The sequence below is a fragment of the Glycomyces amatae genome (genome assembly GCF_020991375.1).
Lineage (GTDB): Bacteria > Actinomycetota > Actinomycetes > Mycobacteriales > Micromonosporaceae > Glycomyces > Glycomyces amatae.
On record NZ_JAJLQZ010000033.1, the window covers coordinates 23,034 to 40,594 of the forward strand.

The following is a 17,561-nucleotide window of genomic DNA, read 5'->3' on the forward strand; positions in this document are numbered from 1 at the left end:
CTTGCGCACCGAAGCGATCAAACTCGGCGCCGTCCTCGGCGCGGCCCTCTCCCTGACCCTCGCGGGCCAGGCCCAGGCGGCCGTCACCATCGGCTCCGGCCACGTCGACGTCCTCGCCTTCTCCTACGACGACACGGCGAACGCGCTCGACATCGACGTCCGCGACGAGGGCACCGCCACCGTCCACGACCCCGCGGACGTGGTCTTCGACGTCCACTCCGGACACCTCGTCGACCGCCCCGGCGCCGTCGCCTGCAAGCTCGACGCCGGCGACAACTGGGTCCTCCCGCGCACCCAGGCCACCGGCCTGATCTGGGCCGGCTGGAGCACCGAGGACCTCGACCTCGCCGACTTCGGCGGCGCCCTCCAGGCCGAACTGGTCGACGCCGTCACCCCGGCCGGCGGGAACGTCTCGGTCTACGACGCCACCACCGGCGACGTCCGCTTCCACACCGACCCGGCCTGCGACGCCTCCGGCACCGCCATCACCGAGTCGCACCACCACCCGACCTGGGTGTTCACCGAACCGGGAACGTACGAGCTCACGTTCCAGGTCGGCGGCACCCACGCCGTCGACGGCCCGGTGACCTCCCCGCAGATCACCTACACCTTCGACGTCGGATAGACCACTCCCTCCCCAGATAGGGGCGGCCCCGCGCAGGGGCCCGGCTCCCGGGCCCCGCGCGGGCCGCCCCGCCACCACCGAGAGACCCCAGTGAGAAGAGCCCTCCCGATCGCCACCGCCGCAGTGCTCGCGACCCTGCTCGCCGCCGATCCCGCAGCCGCCCAAGAGGAGGCCGAGCCCGCGCCCGCCACCTGGGGCGTCAACCCGTCCGGCCAGGACGGCCCCGACGGCCGCGCCGCCTTCGACTACGCCCTCGACCCCGGCGCCACGGTCATCGACTTCGTCGGCGTCTCCAACTTCTCCACCGAACCGATCACCTTGCGGCTCTACGCCTCCGACGCCTACACCACCGACACCGGCGCATTCGACCTCCTGCCCGCCGACCAGGAGCCGGTCGACGTCGGCTCCTGGATCGGCTTCAACGAGGAGACGCTCACCGTCGCGCCCCAGACCCGCCTCGACGTGCCCTTCGCGCTCACCGTCCCCGCCGACGCCACCCCCGGCGACCACGTCGGCGGGATCGTCGCCGCCGCGACCGAGGAGGGCGCCGACGCGAGCGGCGCCGAGGTGCTCGTGGAGCGCCGCGTCGGCGCCCGCGTCCACCTGCGCGTCTCCGGCGAACTCGACCCGAGCCTGGTCCCCGACGCGGACGAGGCGGCCTACCACTACGAGTGGAACCCGGCCGGGCCCGGATCGGCCTCCTTCGACTACACCGTCGAGAACGCGGGCAACGTGCGCCTGCGCGGCGAACTGGTCGCCCGCATCGGCGGCCCCTGGGGCCTCCTCGCCGAGGAGGTCGTCGTCGCCGAACTCCCGCAGATCCTGCCGGGGGACCGCTACGAGGGCACGGCCGAAGTGGACGGCCTGTGGCCGCTCGTCCGGCTCGACGTGGAGCTCATCGTCCGGCCCGAGGCCGTCGACGCGGCCGACCTCGAATCCCGGCTGCCCTCACGCGGCGACGAGACCGCCCTGTGGGCCCCGCCCTGGCCGCAGGCCGCCGTCGCGGCGGCACTCGCCCTGCTGGTCTGGACCGCCGTGAAACTGCGAAAACGCAAGCGCCGCAAGGAGTCCTCCATCTCCACCGGCTCGGAGGAAGCGGCGGCGCACGCCGACGGCGAGGGCACCGCCGAGCCGAGACCGGCGCCGTCCGAAGCGGAGGACTCCGCGCACACCGACCGTCCCGCGAAGGAGCGCGCCGAACCATGAGGCACCACCGGACCGCCGCGGCGCTGGCCGCCGCCCTCCCGCTCGCCCTCGCCGCCTGCACCGGCGCCGGCGGCGCCGACGGGCTCCAGGTCGTCGTCACCACCGAGATCATCAAGGACTGGACCGAGATCGTCGGCGGCGACCGCGTCGAGGTAGAGAGCATCGTCCCTCCCGGCGGCGACCCGCACTCCTACGAGCCCAGCCCGAACGACGCCGCCACCGTCGCCCGCGCCGACCTCGCGTTCACCAACCACCTGCTGCTCGAAGAGCACGCGCTCATCAAGCTCTTCGACTCCGGCGTCCCCGAGGACGCCCCCAACATCGCCCTCGCCGAGAACGCCGAACCCTACGGCGCCAAGCTCATCCCGCTGGTCGAGGACGTCGGCCTCGACGTGGTCTGGCTCGGCTTCGGCGTACGCGGCGAGACCGAGACCCGCTCGGCCGAGATCGACATCCGCCTCACCGGCGCCACCGGCCCCGGCGAGGCCGCCATGTTCCTCACCGACGCCTTCGGCACCCCCGAGATCTACTGGAACACCGCCGACGGCGTGGACGGGTCCGACGTGATCACCCTCCCGCCCGAAGCCCACACCCACGTGAACTGGACCTTCACCGAACCGGGCGTCTACGAGCTGACCGCCGCCGCCACGGCCCGCGACGACGGCGCCGTCACCGAGGTCGGCGAGGCCGCGTTCACCTTCGCCGTGGGCGTCAACCCCCGCGACGTCCGCGAGGGCGCGGTCGTCCTGGACGACGGCCACACCGACCTCACCGCCGACCTCGACACCGGCGCCTTCGTGGTCCGCGACGACGAGCGCGGCGACCTCGACCCCGCCGAGGTGGTCGTCGACGTCCCCACCCGCTCCATCGAACAGGTCCCCGACACCGAGGCGTTCGCGTTCCTCGGCGAACCGGGCCGGGAGCTCTACCAGCTCCCGCAGGCCGTCCTCGGCAAGCACGTCCACGGCGAGATCGACCCGCACCTGTGGCAGAACGTCGCCAACGCCAAGGCCTACGTGGAGGTCATCGCGAACGCCCTCATCGAGGTCGACCCCGAGGGCCGCGGGACCTACGAGGCCAACCGCGACGCCTACCTCGCCGAGCTCGACGCGCTCGACGCCGAGGTGGCCGCCGCGATCGACACGATCCCCGAAGCGGACCGCCAGCTCATCACCACCCACGACGCCTTCGGCTACCTCGCCGACCGCTACGGGATGCAGATCGCCGGGTTCGTCGTCCCCAACCCGGCCGCCGAGCCCAGCGCCAAGCAGGTCGAGCAGCTGACCGAGACCATCGCCGACCTCGACGTCGGCGCCGTGTTCGTCGAGCCGAACCTCCGCGCCCGCGCCGACGTCCTGCGCCAGGTCGCCGAGGACCAGGGGGTCCGGGTGTGCACCCTGCACGGCGACGCCCTGCCGCCGGAATCACCCACCTATATGGACATGATGCGGCAGAACGCCGCCGAACTGAGCCGCTGCCTGGGAGGCACCTCATGAGACACCGCAGACCCCTGCTCACGGCCGCCGCCGCGGTCCTCGCGACCGGCCTGTGGACGGCCCCCGCCCAAGCCCAGGCGCCCGAGGGGCTCGCCGAGTTCGCGCCCGAAGGCGCGGGCCTGGCGGTCACCGCCCCGGGCGAGCTGCCGACCGCACCCGCGCTCGTGCCCGAGCGCGAGGACTTCGCGTTCCTCGGCGACGCGGGCGACCTCGTGTGGGTGGCCGGCACCGTCGACGGCGCGACCTACCCGACCCTCGACGCCTCCGCCGTCGAGGGCGACCTCACCCTCGGGCTCGACAAGCTCGAAGGCCCCGGCGACGCCTGGCTCTACACCTTCACCGGCCCCGGGCTGGCCGAACCCCTCGCCTCCACCGCGGACGGCGGCACCTTCGACCTCGCGGCGGGCACCACCGCCGTGGTCGTCCTCGCCGTGGACGAACCGGGGGAGTACCGGCTCGAACTGGGCGCCCGCGAAGCGGACCCGGCCCGCGGCACCGTCGCCACCCGCGCCCAGGCCGCCGGAGCCGCGGCCACCGCCGTCTACTCCCTCACCGCCGAGGAGGCCACCGCCGAAGAGGCCGCGGTGCTCGCCGCCGACACCGCCGCCGACACCGACCCCGGCGGGAACGCCCAGGCCGCGGCCTCCTGCGAGGTCGTCGCCGACGGCCACGTCGACATCGGCCCCCGCTTCGTGGACGGGGAGTGGACCGTGCAGCTGCGCGACGACCGCGACGCCGAGTCCGTCTGGCGCGACCTGGAGGACGTGGTCCTCCAGGTCCCCGACACCGCCCTGTTCACCGTCCCCGAAGGCGACTACGGCTTCCTCGGCGCCGCGGGCGACGAGGTCTACATGCTCCCGCAGGCGCAGGCCTCCGGGATCGTCTGGCCCGGCTGGAACACCCAGGACCCCTCGGTCGTCGACGGCGTCCCCGGGTCCGTCGAGTGGAACCTCGAGGCCGTCGACGGCCCCGGCGCGTTCACCCTCTTCCTCACCGGCGCCTTCGGCGGCGCCGAAGTCCTCTTCGACTCCGCCGAGGCCCTGCCGCAGACCGTCTCGGTGCCCCGCAACACCCACGCGCACGGCAACTTCGCCTTCACCGAGGCCGGGGTCTACCGCCTCGCCGTCGCGTTCACCGCCACCACCGCCGACGGCGAGACCGTGAGCGACACCGCGGAGGTCCAGCTCGCCGTCGGCGACGCCACCGACCCGGGCGACGCCTGCACCGGCGGCTCCGGCGACCGGTCCTCCACCGAGGACGACGACGGCGACGACGGCGGCTTCCTGCCCACCACCGGCACCGGCTGGCTCCTGTGGGGCCTGGGCGCCGCCGCCCTCGCCGTCGTCGCCGGCGCGGTCATCATGGCCGCCACCCGCAGGCGCCGCGCATCGGAGGACGCCGATGCGAGCTGACGGCCTCCGGATCGAAGCGCTCTCGGTGAGCCTCGGCGGCCGACCCGTCCTCGACGGCGTCGACCTCGCGGTCGCCCCCGGCGAGACCGTCGGCCTCATCGGCCCCAACGGCGCCGGCAAGACCACGCTCCTGCGGGCCGTCCTCGGCCTCGTCCGACCCGACGCGGGCACCGTCGCCACCGGCGCCGGCCGCCCCGGCTACGTCCCGCAGAAGCACGAGTTCACCTGGGACTTCCCGATCACCGTCCACGGCGCGGTCCTCAACGCCCGCAACAGCACCCGCTGGTTCCGCAGGCCCGGCCGGGCCGACCGCGAGGCCGCCGCCGAGGCCGTCGACCGCGTCGGCCTCGCCGACCTCGCGGGGCGCCCGGTCGGCGAGCTCTCCGGCGGCCAGCGCCAGCGCGTCCTCGTCGCCCGCGCCCTCGCCCGCCGCCCCCGGCTCCTGCTGCTCGACGAGCCCTTCACCGGCGTCGACGTCCCCACGCAGGAACTCCTGACCGGCCTGCTGGCCCGGCTCGCCGAGGAGGGCACCGCGATCCTCACCACCACCCACGACCTCGCCCAGGCCCGCGCCACCTGCACGCGGATCTGCCTGCTCAACCGCACCGTCGTCGCCGACGGCGCCCCCGCGGACCTCACCGACCCCGACCTGTGGCTGCGCGCCTTCGGCGTCGCCGCCTCGGGCGAGCTCAAGGCGCTCCTCGCCGGGACGGAGGCCCCGTGATCGAGTGGCTCGCCGAACCCTGGACCCACGCGTTCATGCAGCGCGCCTTCGCGGTCGCCGTCATGTCCGCCGTCGTGTGCGTCGCCGTGGGCGCCTTCGTGGTCCTGCGCGGCATGGCCTTCATCGGCGACGCCGTCGCGCACGCGGTCTTCCCCGGCGTCGCGGTCGGCTTCGTCCTGCACGTCAACCTGACCCTCTCCGGGGCGGTCGCGGGCGTGGCGACCGCGCTGGCGATCGTCCTCATCAGCCAGACCCGGAGGCTCAAGGAGGACACCGTGATCGGGATCTTCTGGGCCGCCGCGTTCGGCCTGGGGATCGTGGTCGTCTCCACGCAGGAGTCCTACACCGGGGACCTCGCCTCGTTCCTGTTCGGGCAGATCCTCGCCCTCGGCGACGAGGACGTGGCCCTGGTCGGCGCCGTGGGCGCGGTGCTCGTGGCCGCGACGTTCCTGCTGCGCCGCCAGCTCGTCGCCGTCAGCCTCGACCGGGAGACCGCGCGGGCCTCGGGCCTGCCGGTCCTCGCGCTCGACATCGCCCTCTACGTCATGGTCACCGTCGCGATCGTGATCGCGCTCCAGGCCGTCGGGAACATCCTCGTCCTCGCCCTCCTGGTGACCCCGGCCGCCGCGGCGCGGCTGGTCACCGACCGGCTCGGCCCGATGGTCCTGGCCGGGTGCGCGGTGGCCGCCTTCGGGGCGGTGGCCGGCCTCTATCTATCCTTCTACTACGACCTCGCCGCCGGTGGCCTCATCGTCCTGGTGATCACCGGCGTGTTCCTCCTGGCCTGGCTGCTCGCGCCCCGCCACGGCCTCGTCGCCCGCTGGACGAGGCGCCGCACCGCGGCCCGCGCCTGAGCGAACGGCGCGCCGGTACTCCACTCTGGAGTACCGGCGCGCCGTCGCGCGGATCAGCCGCGGCGGGCGGCCGCGACGAGCGCGTTCACGCGCTCGCGCTCGGCCCGGCCCCAGGTCTCCTTCGTCACCAGGATGCCGACCAGGCCGACCAGCGCCGCGCCCAGGTACAGCAGCGACGCGCCGGGCCAGCCGAACGCCCCGACCAGGGCGGCCGCCAGGAGCGGCGCGAACCCGCCCAGCGCCGCCGCGATCTGGTAGCCGAGCGAGGCGCCCGAGGTGCGCGTCGCGGTGCGGAACTGCTCGGTCAGCAGCGCCCCCTGCGTGCCCGTGAGGGCCGCGTGGATGAGGCCGATGCCGATGACGAACACCGCGACCACGAGCACCGGTTCGCCGTGGTTCGTCAGCAGGTACATCGGGAACGCGAACAGGGCCGCCGCGACGCACCCGGCGATGTAGATCGGGCGGCGGCCGATGCGGTCGGTGAGGCTGCCCGCCAGGAACGTCACGGCGATCGCCGTGACGCTCGCGGCCGTGATGGCGCCCAAGGCCACCGACCGCAGCTCCGGCTGCCGCTCGGTGATGTAGTTGAGCAGGTACGTCGCCGTCGAGTAGTACGCGAAGGACTCCACGACGCGCAGCGCGATCACGCGCAGGATGCCCCGCCAGTCGTCGCGCAGCGTCGCCAGGAGCGGGTTCTTCTCGGTCTTCCCGCTCGCCTGCGCCTCCTGGAACTCGGGCGACTCGGACAGCCGCGAGCGCACGAACAGCGCGACGAGGACGAGCACGGCGCTGAACAGGAACGGCGTGCGCCACTGCCAGTCGCCCTCGAGGGTCGAGCTCCAGGCGAACATGCCGCTGGCGAGGGCGATGCCCAGCGGGTTGCCCGACTGCGGGATCGCGGCGAACATGCCGCGCCGGTGCCACGGCGCGTGCTCGTAGGCCATGGTGATCGCGCCGCCCCACTCGGCGCCGAACGCGAGCCCCTGGACCATGCGGATCACGGTGAGGATGATCGGCGCGGCCACGCCGATCTGCGCGTACGTCGGCATCAGGCCGATGGCGAAGGTCGCGGCGCCCATGACGATCATGGCGCCCACCAGGACGGGCTTGCGGCCGTACCGGTCGCCGAGGTAGCCGCCGATCGCGCCGCCGAGCGGGCGCATGACGAACCCGACCGCCAGCGTCGCGAACGCCAGCAGGGTGCTCACCAGCGGGTCCTCGGCCGGGAAGAACACGGTGCCGAAGTACAGCGCCGCCGCCGTGCCGTAGGCGATGAAGTCGTAGTTCTCGACGCTCGTGCCGAGCGCCGCGGCGAAGGCGGTCTTGACGCGGTCCTTCGAGCCCAGAGGGCTGCGTATGGTCTCAGTGGCCGTGGGGGACATGGGGATCTCCTTTGATCGGGACGGGCGGTCTCAGTCCGCCGGGGCGGACTTGTCGAGGGCGTTGAGCTTGGCGACGCGGCGCCGGGTGTCCTCGTCGTCGTCGAAGACGGCGCCGAGGAACTCGCGCACGATGTCCGGGACGAGCGCGTGCGGCACGAGCCACGCGCCCATGGCGATGGCGTTCGCGTCGTCGTGCTCGACGGCCTGGTGGGCCGAGTACGGCTCGTGGGCGAGCCCGCAGCGGATGCCGGGCAGCTTGTTGGCGGCCATGACGGCGCCCTGGCCGGTCCCGCAGACGAGGACGGCGCGGTCCGCCCGGCCCTCGGCCACCGGCAGGCAGGTCGCCCGCGTGATGTCGGGGAAGTCGACCGGGTCGGCGCTGTCGGTGCCGCAGTCGAGGACCTCGTGGCCGAGGGACTCGATGACGGCCCGGACGGTGTCCTTCATGGGGAATCCGGCGTGGTCGGCGCCGAGCGCGATTCTCATCGGGCGGTGTTCCTTTCGGTGGTGTCGAACGGGGTGCGGGCGAGGAGTTCGACTTCGGGCCGGCGCGGGACGGACGGCGAGGCGCCGGGCCTGGTGACCGCGAGCGACGCGGCGTCGAGGGCGTGCCGGAGCCGGTCGGGCAGCGGCAGGTCGGACAGGGCCGCGAAGTAGCCCGCGAAGGTGTCGCCCGCCGCGGTGGTGTCGACGGCCTCCACCGGGCGGGCCGCCGCGCGGCCCGTCCCGCCCGCGACGCCGTAGGCCGCCCCCGCGGCGCCGAGCGTGCAGATGACGTCGGCGCCCGCCGCCCGCGCGAGCCCGGCCATGAGCCCGTCGACGTCCGCCTCGGCGACGCCGTGCAGCGCGGCCAGGCTCGCCAGTTCGTGCTCGTTCACCACGAGCAGGTCCGCGTCGGGGACCAGCTCCTCGGCCGAGACCGGCGCGGGGGCGGCGTTCCAGACGACGAGGGCGCCCGCGCCGCGGGCCAGGCCCGCGGCCAGCCGCGAGACGGCCGCGGGGATCTCGTTCTGGAGCAGCAGGACGTCGCCCGGTCCGAGCGCCCGGCACGCCTCCCGCACGGCCGCTTCGGGGATCGCGCGGTTCGCGCCGGGGACGATGACGATCGAGTTCTCGGCGGCGTCGTCGATGAACACGAAGGCGCGGCCGGACGGCGTGTCCTCCAGGCGCGCGATGCCGTCCGTCTCGATGCCGTCGGCCTCGAGCGCGGCGAGCATCGCGGAACCGTCCCGCTCGCCGACCGCGCCGACCATCCGCACCGACGCTCCGGCGCGCGCGGCGGCCACGGCCTGGTTCGCGCCCTTGCCGCCCAGCGCGGTGTCCGATGCGGACGCGCTCAGGGTCTCGCCGGGGCCGGGGAACCGCGGCACCCGCACGGCGTCGTCGATGTTGACGCTGCCGACCACCAGCACGTTCGTCCCCGGGCGCCCGGAACCTGCGTCGGCGCTCATGCCCGGCCCCCTTCCGAACGGTCGACGAACGAGGTGGCGATGCGCTGCGAGGCCGCGGTGCCGCCGTCGATGAGGTCGAGCAGGCCCCGCACCCCGGCGCGGCCGATCGCGGGCGCGTCGTTGCGGACGGCGCTGACCGGCGGCGAGGTGAACGCGAACCACTCGACGTCGTCGAAGGAGACGACCTCGATCCGCGAGGCCGCCTCGGCGCCGAGGCGCTCGCGCATGGCCCGCATGGCGCCGAGCGTGGTCTGGTTGTTGGCGCCGAACACGGCGGTGGGCCGCACGCCGCGGTCGAGGACGCGCAGCATGGCCTCGGCGGCGCCGTCCGCGAGGAAGTCGCCCGCGTCGATCAGCGCGTCGTCGGTGCTGATGCCGTGCGCCTCGCGCCCGGCCAGGTAGGCGTCGTGCCGCTCGGCGCCGGTCGAGAAGCCCTCGGGGCCGCCGATGAAGGCGACATCGCGGTGCCCGCGGCGCTGGAGCCACGCGAGCGCCTGGGCGACGCCCCCGGCGTTGTCGGTCCCGTAGAGCGGCGCGTCGACGCCCTCGATCGCCCGGTTGAGCAGGACGATCGGCAGCTTCGCGGCGAGCAGGGCCTCCAGGCGGGGGGTCCGGGGGCCCTGGGGGGACAGCAGGAGCCCGTCGATGCGCTGGGACGCGAAGGCGTCGAGCACGGCGTCGGCCTGCTCGGCGTCCTCGTTGGCGTTGGCGAGGAGCAGGGTGTACCCCCGGGCGCGCGCCTCCTGCTCGGCCGCGTGGGCGAGCTCGGAGAAGAACGGGCTGCGGATGTCCGAGACGAGCAGCCCCAGGACGTCGGTGCGGGCGCGGCGCAGGGAGCGGGCCGGGCCGTGCGCGATGTAGCCGAGCTCGCGGGCGGCGGCCAGGACGCGGCTGCGGGAGTCGGCGGACGTCTGCGGGCTGCCGCTGAGGACGCGGGACGCGGTGCCGACGGCGACCCCGGCGCGCGCCGCGACGTCTTTGATCGTGGCCAAGTCTGCCTCACCTCGCTGTGAACGCTCATGGAAACGATTCCATGACGGAAACGTTTCCACCGTAACACCGGCCACCGCCGAACGCAACCGAACGAGCGCCCGCCCCGCCGAACCGCCCCGGCCCCCGACGCTTCTCTACAGCGAACCCGCAGGAAGCGAGCCGCGGGGCCGGGATCGAACGATCCCGGCCCCGGCACTGCTCCGCGGTTCAGTCCGCGGGCGCGGCCCGGTCCGCGCCGCGCCCCGGCGCGTCCGCCGCCTCGAGCAGCTCGATCGCCTCGGCGGCGTACGCCGCCTCCACGAACACGTCGTAGCTGTTCGCCTGGAGGCTCCCGACCGACGAGAAGTCCCGGCGCCCGCCCGTCAGGGCGTGGGCCACCAGGCCCGCGACGCCGCCCACGACCGCGCCGAAGACCGCGCCGTACAGCGCCAGCAGCAGCCCCGCGATCAACGGGTCGACCCAGCCGAGCAGCCCGAAGATCCATCCGAACAGCGCGCCGAGCACCGCGCCCGAGACCGCCGACCTCCCGGCGGCGCTCCACATGGTCAGCCGCCCGGTCACCTGCTCCACGCTCCGCAGTCCCTGCCCCACGATCGCGATCCGCTCCACCGGGAACTGGCGGTCGGACAGGTAGTCCACGACCCGCTCGGCCTCGGCGTAACCGCCGTAGGAGCCGACCGCGATCTGCCCGGCGCCGCCCGCGCCGCCTTCGACGTGCTCGTACTCTGATCGCTCCATAGCGCGTCCTCCCCTTGTCCCATGCGCTCGCCCCATGCGCTTGTCCCATGTGGTCCTCGCCCCCGAGGGCTTCCCGCTCCGCGCCCGCGGAAACCGCCGGAGCGACCCGTTTCGCCCCGCGGCCACCCGTGACATTCGTCAGGGGCAGGTCGTGACGCGCGGTCGAGGCGTCCCGGCCCGAGCAGGGCGATGCTTTCCCCATGAGCGAAACCACCACCACCCCCGCCGCGGTCGCCTTGCGCGGCTTGCGGAAGCACTACGGCGCGGTCGCTGCCGTCGACGGGATCGACCTCGAGATCCGCCCCGGCGAAGTCGTGGCCCTCCTCGGCCCCAACGGCGCCGGGAAATCCACCGCGATCGACATGATCCTCGGGCTCACCACCCCCGACGCCGGACGGGTCCGCGTCTTCGGCCGCACCCCCGCCGACGCCGCCCGCGAAGGCGTGATCGGCGCGATGCTCCAGAACGGGACGCTCCTGGACGACCTCACCGTCCTCGAGACCGTCCGGCTCGTGGCCTCCCTCCACAAGCGCCCGATCCCCGTCGAGCGGGCCCTGCGCCGCGCCGGCGCCGAGGACCTGGCAGGACGCCGCGCCGGCCGGCTCTCCGGCGGCCAGTCCCAGCGCGTGCGCTTCGCCGTCGCGCTCGTCTCCGACCCCGACCTGCTCGTCCTCGACGAGCCGACCGCCGCGATGGACCCCGCCACCCGCCGGGACTTCTGGAAGGCCATGTACGAGGACACCACGACCGGCCGCACCGTCCTGTTCGCCACCCACTACCTCGAAGAGGCCGAGGAGTACGCCGACCGCGTGGTCCTCGTGACCGGCGGCCGCGTCGCCGCCGACGGCTCGGTCGCCGAGATCCGGGCCCTCGCCGGCGGGCGCGTCATCCGCGCCGCCCTCCCCGACGCCGGCGAAGCCGCGCTCCGGTCCCTGCCCGCCGTGACCGGCTGCGAGTTCCGCGACGGCCGCGCCGAGATCGCCAGCGCCGACTCGGACGCGACGCTGCGGGCCCTGCTCCACCGCTTCCCCGCCGCCCGCGACATCGAGATCACGGCCGCCGGGCTCGAATCCGCCTTCCTCGCCCTCACCGCCGAAACGGAGACCGCCCGATGAACCTCACCTACACCCGCATCGAACTCAAACGGTCCCTGCGCAACCCGCGCTTCATGATCTTCGCGTTCGCGTTCCCGGTCTTCCTGTTCCTCATCCAGACCAACGTGTTCGTCACCGACAAGGACCCGGACGCGGCCACCGCCACCGCGATCATCATGGTGAACATGCTCGCCTTCGGCGTGTTCTTCGCCGCGACGTCCAACGGCGGGCGCCTGGCGACCGAGCGGGCCGCGGGCTGGCAGCGGCAGCTGCGCCTGACGCCGCTCACCGGCCGCGGCTACATGCTCGGCAAGAGCCTGACGGGGCTGCTCCTGGGCGTGCCGGTGCTCGTGGCCGTCCCCGTGATCGCGGCCCTCGCGAACGGCGTGAGCCTCGACGCGGCCCAGTGGGCGCGCATCCTCCTCGGCACCTGGCTCGGCGCGATCCCGTTCGTGCTGCTGGGCCTGCTCGTCGGCCAGCTCGCCCGGCCCGACACGCTCCAGCCGCTCAACATGGGCATCACCCTCGTCATGGGCTTCCTCGGCGGGATGTGGATCCCGGTGGACGCCATGCCGAGTTGGATGCAGCAGCTCGCCCCGGTCCTGCCGAGCTACTGGCTCACGCAGCTGGGCCGCGGCGCCGTCACCGGCGACCTCTCCCGGAGCCTCGGCCTGACCGCGCTGGTGCTCGCGGCCTGGACGATCGTCCTGGGGACGCTCGTCGTCTGGAGATACCGTAAGGACTCGGCCCGGGCCTGACCCGGCGAGAGGCGAGAGGCGAACCATGTCCGTCCCGAACGCGAACGGCACCCGCGCGGGCTGGTGGAACGACGACTCCGGCGGCCCGTTCGCCGGGAGGACCCGGTGGCGGTGGATCCTCATGGGCCTGGTGTTCCTCGCCCCGTTCTCGACCCTGGTGGCCGCCGGAGCGATCGGCGACCGCGACTGGTCCGCCCTGGCCGTCGTCCTGGCCTACTCCGCCTGCTACCTGGTCTTCCCCTGGGCGGTCGCGGTGCCCGACATCCGATGGCGGCTCGCCTTCGGCGCGCTCGTCCTCGCCCTCGGCTGGACCCTGTTCGCGTGGAACAACACCGGGGGCGTCTACGGACTGCTGTTCGCGATCATCCCGATCGCGATGGGCCTGCCGCTGGGGTGGACGCTCGTCCTCGCGGGCGGGACCGTGGCGGCCCTCGCCGTCCTGGAGGCGCTCGGCCTCAACGACGGCATCGGCGGCGGCTACGGCTACAGCGACCTGTGGGCGATGTTCGGCATCACCACCACCCTGTTCTTCGTGGTCCGGCTCATCCGCACCGTCCGCAGCCTGCGGGAGGCCAACGCGACCATCGCCGCCCTCGCCGTCGGCGCCGAGCGCGAACGACTCGCCCGCGACCTGCACGACATCCTCGGCCACAGCCTGACCACCATCACCGTCAAGGCCGGCGCCGCCCGGCGCCTGCTCGAGACCGGGCAGGGCGAGGCCCGCGCCGTCGAGGAGATCCGCGACGTCGAGGCCCTGTCCCGCTCGGCCCTGTCGGACGTGCGCGCCACCGTCTCGGAGTACCGGGAGGTCTCCCTCGCCGGGGAGCTCGCCGGGGCGCGGGCGGCCCTGCGCGCCGCCGACATCGACGCCGACCTGCCCCGGGCGGTCGACGACGTCGACCCCGCGCTCCACTCGGCCTTCGGCTACGTCGTCCGCGAGGCCGTCACCAACGCGCTCCGCCACTCCGGCGCGAGCGTCGTCCGCATCCGGTTGGGCCGCAACTGGATCACCGTCGCCGACGACGGCCGCGGCGCCACCCGCGGCACGACCGGCACCGGTCTGCGGGGGCTCGCCGAACGCCTCGAAGGCGTCGGCGGCGCCCTCGACGCCGGCCCCGCGCCCGAGGGCGGCTTCACCGTGCGAGCGGAGGTCCCGTGATCAGAGTCCTGCTGGCCGACGACCAGGCGATGGTACGCGGCGCCCTCGCCACCGTCCTCGGCCTCGAACCCGACATCGAGGTCGTCGCCCAGGTCGGCTCCGGCGACGAGGTGCTCGCCGCCGCCGCGAGGACCGCGCCCGACGTGGCGCTCCTCGACGTCCAGATGCCCGGCAAGGACGGCCTCCAGGTCGCGGCCGAGCTGCGCCGCGCCCGGCCCGGCTGCCGGGTCGTCATCTGTACCACGTTCGGGCGCCCCGGCTACCTCGCGCGGGCCATGACCGCCGGAGCGGTCGGGTTCGTCGTCAAGGACGCCCCGCCCGAGCAGCTCGTCGAGGCCGTCCGCAGAGTCCACGGCGGACTCCGCGTGGTCGACCCGGCGCTGGCCGCCGAGTCCCTCGCCACCGGGGAGGGCCCCCTCACCGCCCGCGAGCGCGAGGTCCTGCGCCTGGCCCTGGGCGGCGGGACGGCCGCCGACATGGCCGCCGCGCTGCACCTCACCGAGGGGACCGTGCGCAACCACCTGTCCACGGCCATCGGCAAGCTCGGGGCCCGCAACCGGGCCGAAGCGGCCCGGCTGGCCGACGAGCGCGGCTGGCTCTGACCCTCCGGCCCTTGACGGGAGGTCGCGCGCCTGCTGGAATATCGGCACGCCTCGAAACTTCCATGAAAGTGCTGATGTCATGACCGAAACTTCCGATGTCCGCCGCCACCGCGCCGCGAACGCCGAGATCACGCTGACGCTCGACGGCGAGCCGCTCGCCGGCGCCGAAGTCGAGCTGCGCCAGGTGAAGCACCGGTTCCTGTTCGGCTGCACCGGCTTCGAGTTCCTCGACTACGCGAGCGGGACCTCGGCGCAGCCCGAGCGCGACGAGCGGACGCTCGAACTCTGGGAGGGCCTGTTCAACTTCGCGACCCTGCCGTTCTACTGGGGCCGCTTCGAACCCGAGCGCGGCAAACCGGACACCGACCGCCTCCTGACGGCCGCCGAGTGGCTGACCGGCCGCGGCCACACCGTCAAGGGCCACCCCCTGGCCTGGCACACCGTCACCGCCCCGTGGCTGCTCGACCTCGACAACGCCGCGATCGCCGAGGTCCAGACCGACCGCATCCGCCGCGAGACGAGCGCGTTCGCCGGGGTGATCGACACCTGGGACGTGATCAACGAGGTCGTCATCATGCCGATCTTCGACAAGTACGACAACGGCATCACCCGCCTGTGCCGCGACATCGGGCGCATCCCCATGGTGCGCATGGTCTTCGACGCCGCTCGCGAGGCCAACCCGAACGCCGTCCTGCTGCTCAACGACTTCGACATGTCCGCCGCCTTCGAATGCCTCATCGAGGGCGTGCTGGAGGCGGGCGTCCGGATCGACGCCCTCGGCCTCCAGAGCCACATGCACCAGGGCTACTGGGGCGAGGAGAAGACCCTCGCGATCCTCGACCGGTTCTCCCGCTACGGGCTGCCGATCCACTTCACCGAGACCACCATCGTCTCCGGGGAGATCATGCCGCCGGAGATCGTCGACCTCAACGACCACCAGGTCGACTCGTGGCCGAGCACGCCCGAAGGCGAAGCGCGCCAGGCCGACGAGATCGAGCGCCACTACCGGACCCTCGTGTCCCACCCCTCGGTCGAGGCGATCACCTACTGGGGCATGGGCGACGCGGGCATGTGGTTGAACGCCCCGGGCGGCCTCGTCCGGGCCGACGGCACCCCCAAGCCCTCGTACGACCGCCTCCACCGCCTGGTCAACGAGGAGTGGGGCCTGCCCGCGACCAAGACCGCCACCGACGCCGAGGGCCGCCTGCGCTGCGACGGCTTCCTGGGCGACTACGCGATCACCTGGCGGGACCGGGAGGTCGGGTTCGCCCTCGACGCCGCGGGGGAGCAGCGGCTCACGCTCGAACTCGGCTGAGCTCAGCCGACGTCGGCGTCCAGCCCGCGCACCAGGTGCGACAGCACCGCGCGGCAGGCGTCGACGTCGGCGGCGTCCAGTCCCGCCCCGAGCTCGCGCAGCGCCGCGCGCTCCCGCTCCAGCAGCGCCGCGATCGCCTTCGCGCCCTTGGGCGTGAGCCCGATGAGCGACGAGCGCTTGTGGGCGGGGTTGGGCACGGCCTCGACCAGGCCGCCCTCGGCGGCCTCGTTGACGGTGCGCTGCACGAACTGCCGGCTGAACGACTGGGCGCGCCCCAGCTGCGGCACGGTCATCGGCCCCTCGGCGTGGAGCATGACCATGACGGCCCGGACCCCGACGGTGAGCCCGAACTCGGCGGCGTCCTGCTCGACCCGGCGGTACGACCGCCGGTAGAGCGGCCCGACCAGGTCGAACACGGCGGTGAGGCGGGCGGGCAGGTCGCTGTCTGCGCTGTTCATTCACCGATTATGACATCCAGGTTGTCATTCTCGCGAGAATATGACACCTTAGGTGTCATGAGTGATCAGTTCTGGACCGAGACCGGCACCGGGCGCCCGCTCGTGCTCCTCCACGGCGGCTTCCTCGACCACCGGATGTGGGACGACCAGGTCCCCGCCTTCGCCGACCGGTACCGCGTCATCGCACCCGACGCCCGCGGACACGGTCGGTCCGCCAACGCGACCGCGCCGTTCCGCCACGCCGACGACCTCGCCGCGCTCCTGCGGCGCCTGGGGACCGGACCCGCGGTCCTCGTCGGCGTCTCCATGGGCGCGGCCACCGCGGTCGACACCGCGCTGGAGCACCCCGACCTGGTCGCCGCCGTCGTGGTGAGCGGCGCGGGCACCAGCGAACCGCACTTCGAGGACCCGTGGACCACCGCCGTGCTCGCCGAGTGGACCGGCGCCATGGCCGCCGGGGAGACCGACGCCGCGGCCGTCGCGTTCACGCGCTTCGCCGCGGGCCCGCACCGCCGCCTCGACGACCTCGACCCCGAGGTCGTGCACCGCCTCATGACGATGACGAAGGAGACGTTCGCCAAGCACTCGCTCGGCGAGCCGGACTGGTCGGTCCCGGTGCCGGACACCTGGATCCGCGCGGAGCGGATCACCGTCCCGGTCCACGCGGTCAACGGAGCGGCGGACTCGCCCGACCACCTCGCCATGGCCGAGAGGCTCGTCCGCATCGTCGGCACCGGCACGGTGACCGCCATCGACGACGCCGCCCACTACCCGAACCTGGAGCGTTCCGAGGCCTTCAATGCGGTGCTGGAACGGCTTCTCCCGATCCTCTGACCGGTCCTGGGCGCAATGCCGTTCAGGTCATGGCGTGTCCGTGTGGGAGGCAGGCGTGCGGAAGCCCTGGAGGCCGGCGGGTCCGGTCTTTCAGCGGTCGGGGTCGTGCGCCTGGAGCCGGTGCGAGCAGGGGGCGGGGTCGGCTTCAGGCGGCGAGAAGGCGCGTGCCGGATTGATGTGGGTGCGCGAGTTCGGGCTGTCGGGGTTCGAGCTGAGGGCGGCGGCGATGGAGGGGTGGGGTGTCGCCGGGGTGGGGTGGTCGGTTGCCGGTGGTGCGGGGGTGGTGGTCAGGGCGGCGGCGACGAAGGGGTGTGTGGAGGGCTGGGGTCGGTTGGCGGGCCCGGAGTCGTGGGGGGCGGGGGGGGGGGGGCGCCATTGTGGATCTGGTGGTCGGTGTTGTTGCGGTGCAGGGGCACCGGTGGAAACGTGAGGGTTCTCTACCCGTGTGGGTGTTGCCGCC

General features: G+C 73.9%; 18 protein-coding genes. 12 read left to right on the plus strand and 6 right to left on the minus strand.

Annotated features, from left to right (window positions below; translation table 11 throughout):
* The first annotated feature begins 1 nt into the window (after position 1).
* The 6 genes from LO763_RS26905 to LO763_RS26930 all read left to right on the plus strand — a co-directional run bounded on the left by LO763_RS26905 (position 2) and on the right by LO763_RS26930 (position 6,317).
* The gene (locus tag LO763_RS26905) at positions 2–625 is read left to right on the plus strand and encodes a choice-of-anchor M domain-containing protein (protein ID WP_230791168.1); all 624 of its coding nucleotides are present in this window, start codon (positions 2–4) and stop codon (positions 623–625) included.
* A gap of 90 nt (positions 626–715) precedes the next feature.
* The gene (locus tag LO763_RS26910; RefSeq protein WP_230791170.1) at positions 716–1,831 is read left to right on the plus strand and encodes a WxL protein peptidoglycan domain-containing protein; all 1,116 of its coding nucleotides are present in this window, start codon (positions 716–718) and stop codon (positions 1,829–1,831) included.
* Positions 1,828–3,327, plus strand: coding sequence for an anchored repeat ABC transporter, substrate-binding protein (locus tag LO763_RS26915; RefSeq protein WP_230791172.1), 1,500 nt, complete (start codon positions 1,828–1,830; stop codon positions 3,325–3,327). Before LO763_RS26910 ends, LO763_RS26915 begins: the two co-directional genes overlap by 4 nt.
* Positions 3,324–4,739, plus strand: coding sequence for a TIGR03773 family transporter-associated surface protein (locus LO763_RS26920; RefSeq protein WP_230791173.1), 1,416 nt, complete (start codon positions 3,324–3,326; stop codon positions 4,737–4,739). The genes LO763_RS26915 and LO763_RS26920 overlap by 4 nt, the downstream gene beginning before the upstream one ends.
* Positions 4,729–5,463: an anchored repeat-type ABC transporter ATP-binding subunit gene (locus LO763_RS26925; RefSeq protein ID WP_230791175.1), complete on the plus strand. Its 735-nt coding sequence runs from the start codon at positions 4,729–4,731 to the stop codon at positions 5,461–5,463. Before LO763_RS26920 ends, LO763_RS26925 begins: the two co-directional genes overlap by 11 nt.
* Positions 5,460–6,317 carry an anchored repeat-type ABC transporter permease subunit gene (locus LO763_RS26930; RefSeq protein ID WP_230791176.1) on the plus strand — a complete coding sequence of 286 codons (858 nt, stop codon included), beginning with the start codon at positions 5,460–5,462 and terminating at the stop codon, positions 6,315–6,317. The genes LO763_RS26925 and LO763_RS26930 overlap by 4 nt, the downstream gene beginning before the upstream one ends.
* 53 nt (positions 6,318–6,370) lie before the next feature.
* On the opposite strand, the gene LO763_RS26935 is transcribed toward LO763_RS26930, so the two are convergent.
* The 5 genes from LO763_RS26935 to LO763_RS26955 form a co-directional block, all read right to left on the minus strand.
* Positions 6,371–7,699, minus strand: coding sequence for an MFS transporter (locus LO763_RS26935; RefSeq protein WP_230791181.1), 1,329 nt, complete (start codon positions 7,697–7,699; stop codon positions 6,371–6,373).
* Between the two features lie 30 nt (positions 7,700–7,729).
* The gene (locus LO763_RS26940) at positions 7,730–8,185 is read right to left on the minus strand and encodes an RpiB/LacA/LacB family sugar-phosphate isomerase (protein ID WP_230791184.1); all 456 of its coding nucleotides are present in this window, start codon (positions 8,183–8,185) and stop codon (positions 7,730–7,732) included.
* Positions 8,182–9,150: a ribokinase gene (locus LO763_RS26945; RefSeq protein ID WP_230791187.1), complete on the minus strand. Its 969-nt coding sequence runs from the start codon at positions 9,148–9,150 to the stop codon at positions 8,182–8,184. Before LO763_RS26945 ends, LO763_RS26940 begins: the two co-directional genes overlap by 4 nt.
* Complete coding sequence (locus LO763_RS26950; RefSeq protein WP_230791189.1) at positions 9,147–10,142, minus strand: LacI family DNA-binding transcriptional regulator; 996 nt, start codon at positions 10,140–10,142, stop codon at positions 9,147–9,149. Before LO763_RS26950 ends, LO763_RS26945 begins: the two co-directional genes overlap by 4 nt.
* Before the next feature lie 208 nt (positions 10,143–10,350).
* Entirely contained in the window at positions 10,351–10,881 is a 531-nt protein-coding gene (locus tag LO763_RS26955; protein WP_230791191.1) for a general stress protein, read from the minus strand.
* Positions 10,882–11,081: 200 nt separating this feature from the next.
* On the opposite strand from LO763_RS26955, the gene LO763_RS26960 reads away from it, so the two are divergent.
* The 5 genes from LO763_RS26960 (at position 11,082) to LO763_RS26980 (ending at position 15,809) form a co-directional block, all read left to right on the plus strand.
* Positions 11,082–11,996, plus strand: coding sequence for an ABC transporter ATP-binding protein (locus tag LO763_RS26960; RefSeq protein ID WP_230791193.1), 915 nt, complete (start codon positions 11,082–11,084; stop codon positions 11,994–11,996).
* On the plus strand, positions 11,993–12,733 hold the full coding sequence (locus tag LO763_RS26965; RefSeq protein WP_230791194.1) for an ABC transporter permease: 741 nt from the start codon (positions 11,993–11,995) through the stop codon (positions 12,731–12,733). The genes LO763_RS26960 and LO763_RS26965 overlap by 4 nt, the downstream gene beginning before the upstream one ends.
* A gap of 25 nt (positions 12,734–12,758) precedes the next feature.
* Complete coding sequence (locus LO763_RS26970; RefSeq protein WP_230791195.1) at positions 12,759–13,892, plus strand: sensor histidine kinase; 1,134 nt, start codon at positions 12,759–12,761, stop codon at positions 13,890–13,892.
* A complete protein-coding gene (locus tag LO763_RS26975) occupies positions 13,889–14,494 on the plus strand; it encodes a response regulator transcription factor (RefSeq protein ID WP_230791197.1) in 606 nt (201 codons plus the stop codon). The genes LO763_RS26970 and LO763_RS26975 overlap by 4 nt, the downstream gene beginning before the upstream one ends.
* 79 nt (positions 14,495–14,573) lie before the next feature.
* The gene (locus tag LO763_RS26980; protein WP_230791200.1) at positions 14,574–15,809 is read left to right on the plus strand and encodes an endo-1,4-beta-xylanase; all 1,236 of its coding nucleotides are present in this window, start codon (positions 14,574–14,576) and stop codon (positions 15,807–15,809) included.
* A 2-nt stretch (positions 15,810–15,811) separates the two neighbouring features.
* Here the strand turns inward: LO763_RS26980 and LO763_RS26985 are convergent, their stop codons facing one another.
* Positions 15,812–16,267, minus strand: coding sequence for a MarR family winged helix-turn-helix transcriptional regulator (locus LO763_RS26985; RefSeq protein WP_230791202.1), 456 nt, complete (start codon positions 16,265–16,267; stop codon positions 15,812–15,814).
* A gap of 57 nt (positions 16,268–16,324) precedes the next feature.
* Here LO763_RS26985 and LO763_RS26990 point away from each other — a divergent pair, with 57 nt between their 5' ends.
* Entirely contained in the window at positions 16,325–17,101 is a 777-nt protein-coding gene (locus LO763_RS26990) for an alpha/beta fold hydrolase (protein ID WP_230791203.1), read from the plus strand.
* The last annotated feature ends 460 nt before the right edge of the window (positions 17,102–17,561 follow it).